Annotated in this window: 13 protein-coding genes and 1 pseudogene; 11 read left to right on the top strand and 3 right to left on the bottom strand. The window is 43.4% G+C overall.

Annotated features, from left to right (window positions below; all coding sequences use genetic code 11):
- Window positions 1-373 precede the first annotated feature (373 nt).
- On the top strand, window positions 374-1,978 hold the full coding sequence (locus V7K32_RS21190; protein ID WP_334995758.1) for a PQQ-dependent sugar dehydrogenase: 1,605 nt from the start codon (window positions 374-376) through the stop codon (window positions 1,976-1,978).
- A 168-nt stretch (window positions 1,979-2,146) separates the two neighbouring features.
- On the opposite strand, the gene V7K32_RS21185 is transcribed toward V7K32_RS21190, so the two are convergent.
- Window positions 2,147-3,112, bottom strand: coding sequence for an NAD(P)-dependent alcohol dehydrogenase (locus V7K32_RS21185; RefSeq protein ID WP_334995757.1), 966 nt, complete (start codon window positions 3,110-3,112; stop codon window positions 2,147-2,149).
- Between the two features lie 114 nt (window positions 3,113-3,226).
- Here V7K32_RS21185 and V7K32_RS21180 point away from each other — a divergent pair, with 114 nt between their 5' ends.
- Complete coding sequence (locus tag V7K32_RS21180) at window positions 3,227-3,439, top strand: element excision factor XisI family protein (RefSeq protein ID WP_442938781.1); 213 nt, start codon at window positions 3,227-3,229, stop codon at window positions 3,437-3,439.
- A gap of 14 nt (window positions 3,440-3,453) precedes the next feature.
- On the opposite strand, the gene V7K32_RS21175 is transcribed toward V7K32_RS21180, so the two are convergent.
- Window positions 3,454-4,032, bottom strand: coding sequence for a Uma2 family endonuclease (locus V7K32_RS21175; RefSeq protein ID WP_334995756.1), 579 nt, complete (start codon window positions 4,030-4,032; stop codon window positions 3,454-3,456).
- Between the two features lie 1,140 nt (window positions 4,033-5,172).
- Here V7K32_RS21175 and nifB point away from each other — a divergent pair.
- The 8 genes and pseudogenes from nifB (at window position 5,173) to V7K32_RS21135 (ending at window position 13,815) form a co-directional block, all read left to right on the top strand.
- Complete coding sequence (nifB, locus tag V7K32_RS21170) at window positions 5,173-6,624, top strand: nitrogenase cofactor biosynthesis protein NifB (RefSeq protein ID WP_334995755.1); 1,452 nt, start codon at window positions 5,173-5,175, stop codon at window positions 6,622-6,624.
- A gap of 169 nt (window positions 6,625-6,793) precedes the next feature.
- On the top strand, window positions 6,794-7,168 hold the full coding sequence (locus V7K32_RS21165; protein WP_334995754.1) for a 4Fe-4S binding protein: 375 nt from the start codon (window positions 6,794-6,796) through the stop codon (window positions 7,166-7,168).
- Between the two features lie 19 nt (window positions 7,169-7,187).
- Window positions 7,188-8,396 carry a cysteine desulfurase NifS gene (gene nifS, locus V7K32_RS21160; protein ID WP_334995753.1) on the top strand — a complete coding sequence of 403 codons (1,209 nt, stop codon included), beginning with the start codon at window positions 7,188-7,190 and terminating at the stop codon, window positions 8,394-8,396.
- A gap of 121 nt (window positions 8,397-8,517) precedes the next feature.
- On the top strand, window positions 8,518-9,417 hold the full coding sequence (gene nifU, locus V7K32_RS21155) for a Fe-S cluster assembly protein NifU (RefSeq protein ID WP_334995752.1): 900 nt from the start codon (window positions 8,518-8,520) through the stop codon (window positions 9,415-9,417).
- 225 nt (window positions 9,418-9,642) lie between these two features.
- A complete protein-coding gene (locus V7K32_RS21150) occupies window positions 9,643-9,999 on the top strand; it encodes a globin domain-containing protein (RefSeq protein WP_334995751.1) in 357 nt (118 codons plus the stop codon).
- A 341-nt stretch (window positions 10,000-10,340) separates the two neighbouring features.
- The gene (gene nifH, locus V7K32_RS21145; protein ID WP_196526301.1) at window positions 10,341-11,234 is read left to right on the top strand and encodes a nitrogenase iron protein; all 894 of its coding nucleotides are present in this window, start codon (window positions 10,341-10,343) and stop codon (window positions 11,232-11,234) included.
- 161 nt (window positions 11,235-11,395) lie between these two features.
- Window positions 11,396-12,310: pseudogene (locus V7K32_RS21140) on the top strand (nitrogenase component 1); the annotation flags it as partial.
- 98 nt (window positions 12,311-12,408) lie between these two features.
- A complete protein-coding gene (locus tag V7K32_RS21135; protein WP_334995750.1) occupies window positions 12,409-13,815 on the top strand; it encodes a site-specific integrase in 1,407 nt (468 codons plus the stop codon).
- Window positions 13,816-14,487: 672 nt separating this feature from the next.
- Here the strand turns inward: V7K32_RS21135 and V7K32_RS21130 are convergent.
- Entirely contained in the window at window positions 14,488-14,781 is a 294-nt protein-coding gene (locus V7K32_RS21130) for a hypothetical protein (protein WP_334995749.1), read from the bottom strand.
- A 319-nt stretch (window positions 14,782-15,100) separates the two neighbouring features.
- On the opposite strand from V7K32_RS21130, the gene V7K32_RS21125 reads away from it, so the two are divergent.
- Entirely contained in the window at window positions 15,101-15,418 is a 318-nt protein-coding gene (locus tag V7K32_RS21125) for a hypothetical protein (protein ID WP_334995748.1), read from the top strand.
- Window positions 15,419-15,437 lie beyond the last annotated feature (19 nt).

The following is a 15,437-nucleotide window of genomic DNA, read 5'->3' as shown; positions in this document are numbered from 1 at the left end:
GGACAGGATATGACGCATGTATTCTGTTTTGATAAATCACCACACGAATTTTATCAAATTCAATTTATTCTTTGTAAGGGACTTCCAAATAAAAAAATACCCAAAAAACTGGCGAAAAAACTTTCTCCTCCTTATTCCTCTGTGTTCTCTGTGTCTAATAAGGTTCGTTTATTTGAGTAATTTATTTCTTGAAAGTCCCTAACTTTCGATTCCCCCATTTTTGATAATTAAAAAAAAATAATAGTATGTAAAGATATTTTAAGTAATTTAAAAAACTAGTAACCCTGAGTTACCTTTGTTCAAACTCTCAGTAAAATCAGCTAGCTGAGAGTTGTTTGTGCTATAAATTTACACGGCTAGAGGAAAGTTAAAAATGGTTGCATTTGCTCTAAAACCAACACAGATGCTTAGAAGCATCCTATCCGCATTACTACTTAGTGTGATGTCCTTAGAAGTTCTTACCACCGCAGCGATCGCCAAACCGCCCGATGCATCTATTGATACTAAAGTCAAAGTGTCTAGTACAATGACCTTTGCGCCCTTTAATACTAACCGTTACTTGAAAGTGCCGCCCAACTTTTCTGTCTCTGTTTATGCTCGGATTAGCAAAGCTCGCTTTATGGCAGTTGCTCCCAATGGGGATCTTTTAGTATCACAGCCGAGTACGGGTAAAGTGTTAATTGTCCGACCAAATGGCAGCAAAGACCCGATTATATCTGACTTTGTGACGGGTCTACGCAAACCACACGACATTGTGTTTCATAAGATTGACAACACCACATACGTTTATATCTCTGAGACTCATCAAATCAACCGCTTCATCTACAACTCTGGAGACCTAATTGCAAAAAATCGCCAAATCGTTATAACTGGCTTACCAGACAACAGCACCTCAGAACTCAGAGGCACTTATGGTCATGAGCTAAAAAATATCGCCCTTGATGCCAATCACAAACTCTACGTGTCGATCGCCTCTACATGCAATGCCTGCAAGGAAGATACTGTCAGTACCCCAAAACGTGGTGCGATTTACCAATACGACGCTAATGGAACCAATCAGCGATTTTTTGCCCAAGGTTTACGTAATGCCGAAGGATTAGCATTCTTACCTGGCACAAATGACCTTTGGGTAGTGGTTAATAATCGAGATGATATCCTTTATCCCTTCAACGATAGTAGTGGCAATTACGGTAAGAAGATCCTCTCTTACGTAGACGACCACCCGCCAGAGGAGTTCACGAAAGTCCGAGATGGCGGTAACTACGGTTGGCCATTCTGCAACCCCAATCCTGACACGTCAACTGGCCTCAACAATATGCCATTTGACCGCGACTATGAGTTCAATGCTAATGGAAGTGTTAATTGCGATGCAATGGACAGGATTAGCAAGGGTATTCAAGCCCATTCCGCTCCCTTGGGACTAACATTCTTACAAAATACCAACTTTCCCAGCCTGTACTCAAGTGGGGTAGTGGTGGCGCTGCATGGTTCATGGAATCGGCAGAAGAGAACGGGCTACAAAATAGCTTACTTTCCCTGGAACAGTACGACAAAGACTTTAGGAGAGGAGATGGATTTAGTCAACGGTTGGTTACTTCCAACAACGGAAGAACGTTGGGGGCGACCGGTGGATATGGTAGTCGATCTGGAAGGTAATTTGTTAATTTCGGATGACTTGAGTGGTACTATTTACAAGCTCTCCTACACGCCGCCAGAACAGGTTAAGGTCTACAGAGATCCTAATTTGACTGGAGTTTCCCAGTCTTTTCCTACAAGTCCAGGAGTATACGAAGCGATCAAAGGTGACTTAAATGTTGTTGGTAATGACGCTATTAGCTCATTAAGTGTACCACCGGGTAGAGTGGTACGTGTTTGCCAAAATGAAACCGGTGGTCGATGCCGTGAGTTTAGTGCTGGTGATTATAAATCTGTTGGAGGTGACTTAGATAACTCAATATCATTTATAGAAGTCAAGTAGCACTACTCAATGAATTTTAGATTTTAGATTTTGGATTTTGGATTGAATAGCCTAAAATCCAAAGTTTAAAAAAGTTCCAGAGCAGGCGAATTTAAACGCGAGAACAATTTTATGAGCCAAAATCAAAAATTGAGTCGCCTGTGCTGCTTTTGGCTTATTGTTCTCCAATCAACTAGAAACTGCCATATCTACGAGGGGCTGCGCGATCGCAATTTTCCCCACTGCACGCCCAGTTTCGCTATAAGCATGAGCCGCCGCTACTTCTTGTAAGGGATATGTGCGATCGATCACCACACGAATCTTACCCGTTTCAATCAATTCTTTGAGAAAAAGCAAGTCTTTAGCGTTAGGTTTCTCAAAGAGAAATTTAGCTTTTTGACCGGGAAGGAACGCTGTTAAAGCGATCTCTAACATGACTTTGGGGTTGGGTACGGTGGTGATGTAAACTCCGTTGGGTTTGAGGACTTTTTTGGTTTCTGAGAGCGATCGCTTACCTACTGCATCAAAGATAATGTCATACTGCGCTGTATCTTCGGTGAAATCTTGTTGCCTATAATCAATCACGCGGTCTGCTCCCAAAGATTTTACCAAATCCAAATTTTTGGTACTGCAAACTCCCGTCACCTGTGCGCCTAAAGCCTTAGCAATTTGCACCGCAAAAATCCCTACACCGCCCGCAGCACCATTAATTAATACATTTTGTCCTGTTTGAATATTTCCCTGATCTCGCAGCGCTTGCAGAGCCGTGAGCGCTGCTAAAGGCACAGCCGCAGCTTCTTCATAAGATAGGTTGGTTGGTTTGAGCGTCGCCAAGTTTTCTGGGATGGCTGCAAATTCAGCATAACCTCCTCCAGGGAAGTTAGTACTGCCGTAAATAGCATCTCCTAGTTTAAAGCGCGTGACACCAGAGCCAACCTCTACGACTTCTCCCGCCACATCAAACCCCAGAATCTTCGGAAATTTACTGCCGGTAATCAAGCTCAACATCCCTTGGCGGATTTTCCAATCAATGGGATTAACGCTACTAGCACGAACTTTCACAAGTAACTGCGTTGGCTCAATTTTCGGCTGCTCCACATCTTCATACTGCAACACTTCAGCCCCGCCATACCGACGGATAACCACTGCTTTCATCGCATTCCTCCTGTTACCCTGTTTGACTGAATGAACTTAGACAGCCTGTTTTTCCTGATAAATCTAGTGTAGCGATTTCCTAAAATAGAAATATCAGTCTAAGATTACACCTGTATGGCAGCTAGAGACATCTATATAAATAATGTCAAAAATGTCAAAAATGCTTTGATTATTGACCTGATTGATGGCAAAATCTGGATTCAACAAGATGGCACCGAAGAAGGCATTGCTGCCGATTTAGAACGGGCTGGAATTCCTAAAGAACATATCGTCCTTGGCTTTCGTCCACCGGAGTTAAGACCCTACACAGGTTATGCAGTTGCTTAAAGAGCGCATTCTCTTTATTCTTCAGTCGTAAATATAACATCTTCATACAGCAGTTCAATCGGACACTCAAATTCAATACTCGATAAAGTGACGATATCGTAAGCCGTGTAGGGATAGTAAAGCCACATCCTACCCTCACCCCGACAGAAACGCTCAACGGAGATTTTTTCCGAGTCAATCAAGATATATTCTTGCAAACTGGGGATTGTCAGATAATAAGTAAATTTTTCACCCCGATCTTTAGCGCTTGTACCTGGCGAAAGAACTTCGACAATTAGCTTGGGATGTTGAATAAATTTGCGGGCATTGAGGTCTTGAGGGTCACAACTGACAATAAGATCAGGATAATAGTAGCGACTCTGCAAAGTAAGTTGCACTTTCACGTCTGACACATTCACTCGACAACCTCTAGAACGCAAATGAGGGCGTAACGCAGTGTAAAAGTTAAGTGCAATGTCGTTATGGGGAATTGTGCCACCTGTCATGCCAAATACTTCGCCATTGGCATATTCATAGCGAACGTCTTGCTGAGGTTCCCATTCGAGATATTCCTCAACGGTCATTTCTGGCGGCTGTTGGGGGATCGCTATCATAACTAAGATTTTTTCACGCTTGTTTTGATTGTATCTAAATGACGCTCTGACTTTTCACGGTATCGGTAAAACCTCTCTAAATCTAAGAGAGACTTTAAATTTTTCCCCCTTAGAGCGTCGGGAAGAGGGTTACAAGGTTAGGTTTTTTGCTAAGGTTTGTAGTGAGCAATTCAGAAAATTCATTGCGATCGCTCAATCATGTTAGAGTTGAGTTGGTTGTTTCTCTCAAACACAAAATCTGAGAGTTTTCTACCCATCTCCTCATTATGGGAATGAAAAAAAGGACTGGAAACTTAAATTTTTTGAAAAATATGTGCAGGAACACGTCTATTTATAGTCGCTCCGATAGCTTGCCAGATAAGAGTTACAACTCAAATTGAATATCATTGCTAAAGAAAAATTAAAAGAATATGAAGTGCATTTTTACCCTCGAAAAAATGATATGTTAGATACAGAATCGACTTTGGCTTTTTTTATGGAGTAGAAGGATATAGACTACGCCAGTTTTTCACCTTCAAACCCTTATGATTTATTGCTTGTGAAAGAATCTGAGGGGAATATGAGTACACATTTAAATAACCCAAATCCTGTTTCAATTTAGTTAAAGTCATTGCTGGGATTGGGTTATAGCTGAGTACAAAGAAATCCTGAACCCCTATCTATAAACACTAGAACCCCAACCAAAAAATACTAGAACCCCTACCCGAAAAAAAAAATTTAATTCTTGTAAACCTTGAAGAATTAGGGTTTTTATTATTTGAGTACAACCGTAATAAATCCAATAAATTCTATCCTAGAGAGACGCAACATCTGTCTGGGAGACGGCTGCTATAAATCTTATATCGCCAATCACCTAACGCTCTGAAACAAAACAAAGCGAAAAGTGAGTGGAGGGATGACATAGCACCATGCCTGAAGTGAAAAGAAGTCGCGGCTGTAAGCACAAATTCTACCCAAGAACCGAACGTTGACACACACCAGCCGAACATCAGATATCTATTGCCTGCCTTACTTGAAAACAAGTTGCCCGAACCCAAGGGTTTGCAGGCAGTGTGGAAGACGCGACTTCAATTCTGGGCATAGAGAGCAGCAACATCTCCCACAGTGGCAGCCAAGTCCACCGACCTTTTGCGAAACTCAATGACATCACCGTCTACACGACTCCTCAACTCCAACGCTACGGAATCGACAACCCAAGCAAAATCAGGTGGTTGCGGCTGCGACAGCCCCAGCAGCGCCACCGTGGAAAGGGATCAAAAGCTCGAAGAACGCATTGCTAAACATCCCTGCTATAGCGAAGACGCTCATCACCACTATGCCCGTTTGCACGTTGCAGTTGCACCAGCTTGCAACATCCAATGCAACTATTGCAACCGCAAATATGATTGCGCTAACGAAAGCCGTCCTGGAGTAGTTAGCGAATTGCTCACACCAGAAGAAGCAGCACACAAAGCTTTGGTAATTGGTGGTAAGATTCCCCAAATGACAGTTGTGGGAATTGCGGGCCCCGGCGACCCTCTGGCGAACCCAGATAAGACTTTCCGCACATTTGAGTTGATTGCAGAGCAAGCACCAGACATCAAGCTGTGCTTATCAACCAATGGTTTAATGCTGCCAGATTACATCGATCGCATTAAACAATTAAATATAGATCACGTGACGATCACCATTAACATGGTAGATCCAGAGATCGGTGCTAAAATTTATCCTTGGGTTCACTACAACCGCAAGCGTTACAGAGGTCTTGAAGGCGCAAAAATTCTCCACGAAAGACAGATGGAAGGATTGCAAGCCCTCAAAGATGCTGATATCTTGTGCAAAGTCAACTCCGTAATGATTCCCGGAATTAATGACCATCACTTAGTCGAAGTGAATCGAGTCATTCGTGAGAAAGGTGCATTCTTGCACAACATCATGCCATTAATTTCTGCACCAGAACATGGCACACACTTCGGTTTAATCGGTCAACGCGGCCCCACACCCAAAGAACTTAAAGAAGTTCAAGACAACTGCTCGGGTAACATGAAAATGATGCGCCACTGTCGCCAGTGCCGCGCCGATGCAGTAGGATTATTAGGAGAAGACCGCAGCCAAGAATTTTCCAAAGAGAAATTCTTGGAAATGACTCCAGAATATGACATGGAGAAACGTCAAGAAGTTCACGACGGAATTGAGAAGTTTAAAGAAGAACTTAAAGTAGCCAAAGACAAGGCGCTTGCCGGCAAGAAATTTGCCAACAGTCCGAAAATCCTCGTTGCAGTAGCAACTAAAGGCGGCGGATTGGTTAACCAACACTTCGGTCATGCCAAAGAATTCCAAATTTACGAAGTGGATGGAAACGATGCTCGCTTTGTCAGTCATCGCAAAATTGACCAATACTGCCAAGGTGGATACGGCGAAGAAGCTTCTTTTGAGCATATTATGAAAGCGATCGCAGATTGCAAAGCAGTTTTAGTCTCCAAGATTGGTAACAGTCCTCAAGAAAAATTGCTTGAAGCTGGAATACAGGCTGTTGAAGCTTACGACGTGATTGAAAAGGTTGCTTTGGAGTTCTACGAGCAATACGTTAAGGAATTAGAGAATAGGGAATAGGGAATAGGGAGTAGGGAGTAGGGAATTTCAATATTCACCACTCCCCACTCACCACGTACCACTCACCACGAGCTAAACCTGGTTCTTCCGCTAACGCCACTCCCCACTCCCCACTCCCCACTCCCCACTCCCCACTCCCCACTCCCCGCGCCCAAAAGGAGAATAAATCATGGCTTACAAAATTCTTACTAGCCAGTGTATTTCCTGCAATCTCTGTCTAACAGTATGTCCCACAAATGCAGTTAAAGTTGTTGACGGACAGCACTGGATTGACCCTGAACTTTGTACAAATTGTATTGGTAGCATTCATACCGTGCCTCAGTGTAAAGCTGGTTGTCCCACCTGCGACGGTTGCATTAAGCAGCCTAGCGATTATTGGGAAGGCTGGTTTACCAATTACAATCACGTAGTTGCTAAATTAACAAATAAACAAGATTACTGGGAACGTTGGTTTCAAAGCTATTCCCAGAAATACTCAGAGCAGTTGCAAAAGCGTCAACCCCAAACAATGGGTGCAGAAGCTCAAATAATTCGTAATTTGTAATTCGTAATTGAAGACAACAATGCAAAATAACTGCATCTATCTCGATAATAATGCCACCACTAAGGTAGACCCAGAAGTTATAGAGGTAATGTTACCTTACCTCACAGATTATTACGGCAATCCCTCCAGTATGCATACCTTTGGTGGGCAAGTCGGTAAAGCAGTGAGAACAGCAAGAGAACAACTTGCAGCCATCCTGGGAGCCGATGAGTCTGAAATTGTCTATACAAGTTGTGGTACTGAGGGAGATAACGCCGCCATTCGAGCCGCACTGTTGGCGCAACCAGAAAAGCGCCACATTATCACTACCCAAGTTGAACATCCAGCAGTCCTCAATGTCTGCAAACAATTAGAAACCCAAGGTTATAGTGTTACCTATCTATCAGTAAATCATCAAGGGCAGCTTGATCTAGATGAACTAGAAGCTTCCTTGACAGGTAACACCGCCCTGGTGACAATTATGTATGCTAATAATGAAACCGGGACGGTTTTCCCGATTGAGCAAATTGGGTTGCGCGTAAAAGAATATGGTGCTATCTTCCATGTAGATGCGGTGCAAGCAGTGGGAAAAATCCCCTTGAATATGAAGACTAGCACGGTGGATATGTTAACTCTGTCTGGTCACAAGCTGCACGGCCCCAAAGGAATTGGTGCTTTATATATCCGGCGTGGGGTTCGGTTCCGTCCCTTCATTATTGGGGGACACCAAGAACGCGGACGCAGGGCGGGAACTGAGAATGTTCCAGCAATTATCGCTTTGGGCAAAGCTGCCCAACTAGAACTGTTACACTTAGAAGAAGCGACCACAAGAGAAAGAAGGCTGCGCGATCGCCTCGAACAAACTCTACTCGCTAAAATTCCCGATTGTGTCGTTAACGGTGACCCTACGCAGAGATTGCCCAACACCACAAACATCGGCTTCAAGTATATTGAAGGTGAAGCTATCTTACTATCGTTGAATAAATACGGTATCTGTGCATCATCCGGTTCAGCTTGCACCTCCGGTTCACTAGAACCTTCCCACGTCCTGCGGGCAATGGGCTTACCCTACACAACTTTGCACGGTTCTATCCGCTTCAGTCTTTGTCGCTACACTACAGTTGCCGAAATCGATCGAGTCATAGAGGTAATGCCCAGCATTGTCGAACGTTTACGCGCCCTCTCACCCTTCAAAAATGATGACGCGGGTTGGTTGCAAGAACAAGAGCAAGCACTAGCGCATCGCTAGGGATTAGGGACAGAGGATTAGGGACTGGGGACTTGGGAAGAATTTTCCCAATACCCAATACCCAATACCCAGTACCCAATCCCCCAATCTAAAATCCAAAATCTAAAATCTAAAATACGTTATGTGGGACTACACTGATAAAGTATTAGAACTGTTTTACGATCCCAAAAATCAGGGAGCAATTGAAGAAACGAGCGAACCTGGGGTTAAGGTTGCAATGGGAGAAATCGGTAGCATTGCTTGCGGCGATGCTCTAAGATTGCACCTGAAAGTAGAAGTAGAATCTGATAAGATTCTAGATGCTCGGTTTCAAACCTTTGGTTGCACTAGTGCGATCGCTTCTTCTAGTGCATTAACCGAAATGATCAAAGGTTTAACCTTAGATGAAGCCCTGAAAGTGTCCAACAAAGACATTGCAGATTACCTGGGTGGTTTACCAGAAGCAAAGATGCACTGCTCTGTTATGGGACAAGAAGCGCTAGAAGCCGCTATCTATAATTATCGTGGCATACCTCTAGCTACCCACGATGATGATGATGAAGGGGCGTTAGTTTGCAGTTGCTTCGGCATCAGCGAGTCCAAAATTCGTCGCGTGATTCTAGAAAATCATCTCACTGGTGCTGAACAAGTAACAAATTATGTAAAAGCTGGTGGCGGATGCGGTTCCTGTCTGGCGAACATTGATGATATTATAAGATCAGTTCAACAGGAATACGCCTCACCTGCTCTCAACGATTACGGCGTACAAGTTGCCACAGAAATTGTTACATCTAAGCAGCGATCGCTAACAAACGTGCAAAAGATTGCTCTCATTCAAAAGGTTCTCGATGAAGAAGTCAGACCCGTACTCATTGCAGACGGGGGAGATGTAGAACTCTATGATGTAGAAGGCGATCGCGTTAAAGTTGTACTACAAGGTGCTTGTGGTTCCTGTTCTAGTAGTACAGCAACTCTCAAAATTGCGATCGAAGCCAGATTACAAGATCGTGTCAGCAAGAGCCTTGTAGTTGAAGCAGTTTAGGAATTGCTTTCTTGACTTAACGGACTCCACAAATACGCCCTAATATGCATTCAGCCAGGAACAGAAAGTAGGATTTGAACCATATAATTTTCTCCACATCAATGCTTCAATCCTACCAACAACCCATAGCTAAATTAGCTATTACGGCTAACAGCATATAGGCTTCATAGATTAAGTGCCTAAAAAGCAAATTTCATCATCCAACTCGCTTCAAAGGAACAGGATATGACGACATTGTACGACAAACTTGGCGGACAACCAGCTATTGAACAAATAGTAGATGAACTCCACAAACGCATTGCCACAGACAGCCTCTTAAATCCCATCTTTGCTGGTACAGATATGGCCAAGCAACGTAATCATCTAGTTGCTTTCTTATCTCAGATTTTTGAGGGGCCAAAGCAATACAACGGTCGTCCAATGGACAAAACCCACGCTGGAATGAATTTACAGCAACAACACTTTGATGAGATCGCCAAGCTCCTGGGTGAATCAATGGCTGTGCGTGGAGAATCGCCAGAAGATACCAAAGCTGCACTAGAGTGCGTCTCAAATTTCAAGGGCGCTATTTTGAACAAGTAATAGGACTTAGGCATTGATTGTTGACAAATAACAACATCAAGTCCTATAGAGTCTTCCAAGCTGAAACACATTATGACGTATTTGTAAATTGCGTAATTTTCTTTGTTCTTTGTCAAAACAAATGACAAAGGACAAAGGACAAAAAGAAAAAAATTTTAACGAGGAAATAGATGTACTTACTTTCAATAACTTTGGCTGTGGAGCGATCGCCCCCAGCAGGCATTTATGCCAACGCTACCAACGATGCTCTACACGCGCTCACTACTGTCGCTCAACTGGCGTGAACGCAACTGACAAACGCGCATACCCACCAACCAACCAATTGCAGGGAAACACGAATCATGACTGAAGAAAAGATTAGACAGATAGCTTTCTACGGTAAGGGCGGTATCGGTAAATCTACCACTTCCCAAAACACCCTAGCAGCTATGGCAGAAATGGGTCAACGCATCCTCATCGTCGGTTGCGACCCTAAAGCTGACTCCACCCGTTTGATGCTGCACAGCAAAGCTCAAACAACCGTTCTTCACCTCGCCGCAGAACGTGGTGCAGTAGAAGATATCGAACTCGAAGAAGTAATGCTAACCGGTTTCCGTGACGTTCGTTGCGTAGAATCTGGTGGTCCAGAACCCGGTGTAGGTTGCGCCGGTCGTGGTATTATTACCGCCATCAACTTCTTAGAAGAAAATGGTGCTTACCAAAACCTAGACTTCGTATCTTACGACGTATTAGGTGACGTTGTGTGTGGTGGTTTCGCAATGCCTATCCGTGAAGGCAAGGCACAAGAAATCTACATCGTTACATCAGGTGAAATGATGGCGATGTATGCTGCTAACAACATCGCTCGTGGTGTTCTTAAGTATGCTCACACTGGTGGCGTGCGTTTAGGTGGTTTGATTTGTAACAGCCGTAACACTGACCGGGAAATCGACTTGATCGAAACCTTGGCAAAACGGTTGAACACCCAAATGATTCACTACGTACCCCGTGACAACATCGTTCAACACGCAGAATTGCGCCGGATGACTGTTAACGAGTACGCACCAGAAAGCAACCAAGCTAACGAATACCGCACATTGGCTACCAAGATCATCGACAACAAAAATCTATCTATTCCTACACCCATCGAAATGGAAGAACTAGAAGAATTGTTGATTGAATTCGGTATCCTCGAAAGCGACGAAAATACCGCAATGCTAGTTGGCAAAAGTGCTGCTGAAGCTCCTGTAAGCTAAGTCGCTGCTAATAAATAACGCTTTAGCACAAGGAAAAAGGAAAAAGGAAGAATCTCACATTTAACCTTTGACCTTTTACCTTTCCCTCTAATCTCCCCCCTAATCTTAGAGGGGACTCCTAGTCCCCCTATCCCGATCCTTACGAGTCACAGAGGCTAAATATGACACCTCCAGAAAATCAAAACATCATCGAAGAAAGAAAAGAACTAATTAAAGAAGTTCTAGAAGCTTACCCCGACAAAGCTAAGAAAAAACGGGAAAAGCACTTAAGTGTATACGAAGAAGGTAAGTCCGACTGCGGCGTTAAGTCTAACGTTAAATCCCTTCCTGGTGTCATGACCGCTCGTGGTTGTGCTTACGCCGGTTCTAAAGGTGTGGTTTGGGGCCCTATTAAGGACATGATCCACATCAGCCACGGGCCTGTTGGTTGCGGTTATTATTCTTGGTCTGGTCGTCGTAACTACTACATCGGTACTACAGGTATTGACTCCTTTGGTACCATGAACTTCACCTCTGACTTCCAAGAAAGAGATATCGTCTTTGGTGGAGACAAGAAACTTACCAAGCTCATCCAAGAACTTGATGTACTTTTCCCACTCAACCGTGGTGTTTCCATTCAATCTGAATGTCCCATCGGTCTAATTGGGGATGACATCGAAGCAGTTGCTCGCAAGACATCCAAAGAAATTGGTAAGCCAGTAGTACCCGTTCGTTGCGAAGGCTTCCGGGGTGTTTCCCAATCTTTGGGACACCACATTGCTAACGACATGATTCGTGACTGGGTTTTCACCAGATCCGACCAAGCGAAAAAAGACGGTACACTCAATTTTGAAGGTACTCCTTATGATGTAGCCGTTATTGGTGACTACAACATCGGTGGTGATGCTTGGGCTAGCCGCATCCTGTTAGAAGAAATCGGCTTGCGCGTAGTCGCTCAGTGGTCTGGTGATGGCACCATCAACGAAATGTTGATGACCCCCAATGTGAAGATGAACCTCATCCACTGTTACCGGTCGATGAACTACATCAGCCGTCACATGGAAGAAGCTTACGGTATACCCTGTACGAAGTATGATTTAATATATCGTGATACCAGGATTTAGTCCACGTCTAACTTTGCTCAATTTAAACATTGTTCTAAATGGACTAAATTTTAAGACACATTTAAGACACAATGAAAAGCAAGGCACAGGACGTTTTTGAGGATTTCACTCCGCCAGCATCTACCGATGGCAGCTATTTAGGAACGCAGAAACACATGAAAGCTACTCGGCAGCATCTGGAACGCAAGTTTGATAAAGGTTTGACAGACACTAGGGCCCGTCTAAAAGCCGCTAAGGTCAAAGTGGGTTTGGTCGTGGCACGGGACACAATTCAATTGCAAGCATCCCTACCAATCAAGCCGGGCGATCGCGACACCAAAGGAACTGGTTTTAAGCAGTACAAGATTTCGCTAAATATCCCTGCAAGCTTGGACGGGTTAAGAACAGCAGAGGAAGAGGCAAACGAGCTAGGCAAGCTGCTTGCCCGTAAACAGTTTGAATGGACTGACAAATATCTGGGTAAAATCGCTAAGGTCGCCAACAGATCCCAAAGCCTTGGTGATGTTTTAGAAGAGTTTGAAACTGAGTATTTCAAAACACGCAAATTAACAGAAAAAAGTAAACACACTTTCTTCTATTACAAGGACTATTTACGGCGATTGATTGGGCTAGATACTTTGCTGAATCAATCGGAGATTGATAAAAAAATTGCAGAGTTGACGGGAGACTCTGCCAAATACAGCGCCGTTAAATCGTTGAAAGTTTTAAAATCAACCCTTAATTTAACTAGTTTCACTCTCGAACATTTTAAAGCTACACAACCCAAAAGTCAGGCTAGGGACATTCCCAGTGATGAGGATATCATCAAATATCAGGAATCTTTTCATCATTATTCTTGGACTAGAAGCCTAACAATCAAAAAGAGTTGTTTAGACAGTTGGAAAATGTGGGAATGGGTATATGGAATGCTTGCTACTTACGGACTACGCCCAAGAGAACTGTTTGTAAATCCTGAAATTGATTGGTGGTTGAATCCTGAAAATAAAGATAATACATGGAAGGTTCACCCAGATACTAAAACTGGTTATAGAGAAGCTTTACCGCTACATCCTGAATGGGTTTACTTGTTTGATTTAAAAAACGTAGAGTATTTGGAACTGTTAAAAGCTCAAACTGATGACAGAACTAGTTTTACAGATATCAATACTATTCGGGTTAATTGTTCATCATGGTTTAGGCGCGTAAATATTCCCTTTACGCCCTATGACTTACGCCACGCTTGGGCGATTCGAGCGCACATGATGGGCATTCCAATTAAAGCTGCTGCTGACAATTTGGGGCATTCTGTAGAGATTCACACTGAGATTTATCAGAAGTGGTTCAGCTTGGAGAACCGGAAGAAGGTAATTAAGCAGGCCGTGGATAAAAAAGATGACATGGATACGTTGATACAGGAGAATGCACGACTAAGGGCTGAGGTGGAATATCTCAGGCAAGCTCTGGCACGGCATCAAATCAGTGAGGTGCTGTCTAGTTGACTCACAGCAGAATACGGTTTATTAAATTAGCACTGCTACGTTTTTGGGCAATATTTTAGAAAAATGCCTATTTTTGGCAATTTTTTGTTAAAAATAGGCATTTTAAAATTTGTCTAGAGTTGGCTAAAATCGGCTTGGTGAGCGGGTTTTAAGCGTCTACAGTAGTATCTACACCTCTCGACAAACTGTAGGCACCGTAGACAAATTCACGTTGCTCTCTAAATGCACTCTATGGGGTCAATAGTTCCACTGCTCACTGACTACAATCGCTCCGTAGACTGAGATAGTCACACTGTTGGGCGTTGTCTAGAGTTTGTCTAGAAATTGTCTACAGTTTGTCTACAGATTTTTAAGCTGAGGTGGACAGAGGATTGACGAGGTATTGAGCGCCAATAGTGCCACAACAGCACAAGACATGAGCTTAACGAGAACTACTTAAGTTAGGGAAATAGCCAACTATAGACAAGGTATCGACGGTCAAGTGTGCTAGATATACTGCACTGTAATTGGGCTATAACCCGTCTTGTGTTCCACGTGTTAGCTCTTTAATAAAGGCTTCAATCGCCTTTCCTGCCGTTGATTGCTTGCCAACTTTTAGCTTGTTGAGCGTGCGATCGCGGGTTACGATTAACTCTTCATTGCTTAATTGCCCGGTAGTGCTAATCTCCTCTACTACCGGGCTTTCGACTTTCCCCGCAGTTCCTCCAACCGTGCCTCTAGCTGGGTTTCTAGTTGCGCTTCTAGTTGCGATCGCACTTCACCCAAGCTTGCTGCTACCTCTTGCTTCACCAGTTCTTGAACGTCTACAACTGTAGTCAAATCTGTAGACAGAGGATTGTTTCTTTTGACGAAATCAATAAAAAGCCTTTGTCCTGTTTGGTTGAGAGTTTCACCCTCTAACTGTGAGGACTCCACAAATTGAACAATCTCATCTGGCAAACGGAATGAAAACGATTTACTAGCCATAGTTAACAAGTATGCTGCATACGTCTGTCCACAAGATTAACCTATCCGCCTACATATTGCCTACGGATTGTTGACAGTTTAGTTATTGCTTTGTATATTAGTTGTATGCGGATTGTGGGCAGTTATATACAGGTGGTAGCGAGTAAATCGTAGCGTCGTGTCGCTCCCAAGTTGACTACCCACGTGGAATGGATAAATGATTATCCCGGCTAAAAACGAAGTCAGCGCTTGAATGCGCCCCGGCAAGAGAGTCTTTCACCTCTCCCCCACCGGCACGACTTCCCCAAGTTGAGTTAAGCAACATTGAGGCTGATAAATTATGACACAAGATGAATACCACTATTTATTACTCAGTGTAATTAATGAAATTAATTACATTAAGGGTTGTCAAGAGTATCTAAAAATTGCTCGTCAATTGATTGATACTCCAGATAGTAAAACTAGCGAGAGAATAGAACTTTTGCTATCTACTTATTTACAACAAACTGAGGTGAGTTTTGATAATTTAGAGTACTTCTCTAAACAGAGAGAGAAATTATTTAAGAATAATAATCTCGCTGCTGATTACTGTACGTTCGCTGATTTTGACCTTGCGAGGAGGAATTATGTCTTACAGAGCCTAAGTTCCAGTTCATAAAGGAATTCAGGCATTTTCA

It is taken from the genome of Nostoc sp., from assembly GCF_036917635.1.
Taxonomy (GTDB): Bacteria; Cyanobacteriota; Cyanobacteriia; order Cyanobacteriales; family Nostocaceae; genus Nostoc.
Note: the sequence above shows the minus strand (reverse complement) of the source record. Positions and strands in the feature narration are given on the sequence as shown.

What these genes read in the sequence shown, in the direction of transcription:
- nifB (WP_334995755.1), top strand. Translation starts at nt 5,173, where the DNA reads ATGACATCACCGTCTACACGACTCCTCAACTCCAACGCTACGGAATCG.
- V7K32_RS21125 (WP_334995748.1), top strand. Translation starts at nt 15,101, where the DNA reads ATGACACAAGATGAATACCACTATTTATTACTCAGTGTAATTAATGAA.
- V7K32_RS21185 (WP_334995757.1), bottom strand. Translation starts at nt 3,112, where the DNA reads ATGAAAGCAGTGGTTATCCGTCGGTATGGCGGGGCTGAAGTGTTGCAG.
- nifH (WP_196526301.1), top strand. Translation starts at nt 10,341, where the DNA reads ATGACTGAAGAAAAGATTAGACAGATAGCTTTCTACGGTAAGGGCGGT.
- V7K32_RS21135 (WP_334995750.1), top strand. Translation starts at nt 12,409, where the DNA reads ATGAAAAGCAAGGCACAGGACGTTTTTGAGGATTTCACTCCGCCAGCA.
- V7K32_RS21180 (WP_442938781.1), top strand. Translation starts at nt 3,227, where the DNA reads ATGGCAGCTAGAGACATCTATATAAATAATGTCAAAAATGTCAAAAAT.
- V7K32_RS21150 (WP_334995751.1), top strand. Translation starts at nt 9,643, where the DNA reads ATGACGACATTGTACGACAAACTTGGCGGACAACCAGCTATTGAACAA.
- V7K32_RS21190 (WP_334995758.1), top strand. Translation starts at nt 374, where the DNA reads ATGGTTGCATTTGCTCTAAAACCAACACAGATGCTTAGAAGCATCCTA.
- V7K32_RS21165 (WP_334995754.1), top strand. Translation starts at nt 6,794, where the DNA reads ATGGCTTACAAAATTCTTACTAGCCAGTGTATTTCCTGCAATCTCTGT.
- nifS (WP_334995753.1), top strand. Translation starts at nt 7,188, where the DNA reads ATGCAAAATAACTGCATCTATCTCGATAATAATGCCACCACTAAGGTA.
- V7K32_RS21130 (WP_334995749.1), bottom strand. Translation starts at nt 14,781, where the DNA reads ATGGCTAGTAAATCGTTTTCATTCCGTTTGCCAGATGAGATTGTTCAA.
- nifU (WP_334995752.1), top strand. Translation starts at nt 8,518, where the DNA reads ATGTGGGACTACACTGATAAAGTATTAGAACTGTTTTACGATCCCAAA.
- V7K32_RS21175 (WP_334995756.1), bottom strand. Translation starts at nt 4,032, where the DNA reads ATGATAGCGATCCCCCAACAGCCGCCAGAAATGACCGTTGAGGAATAT.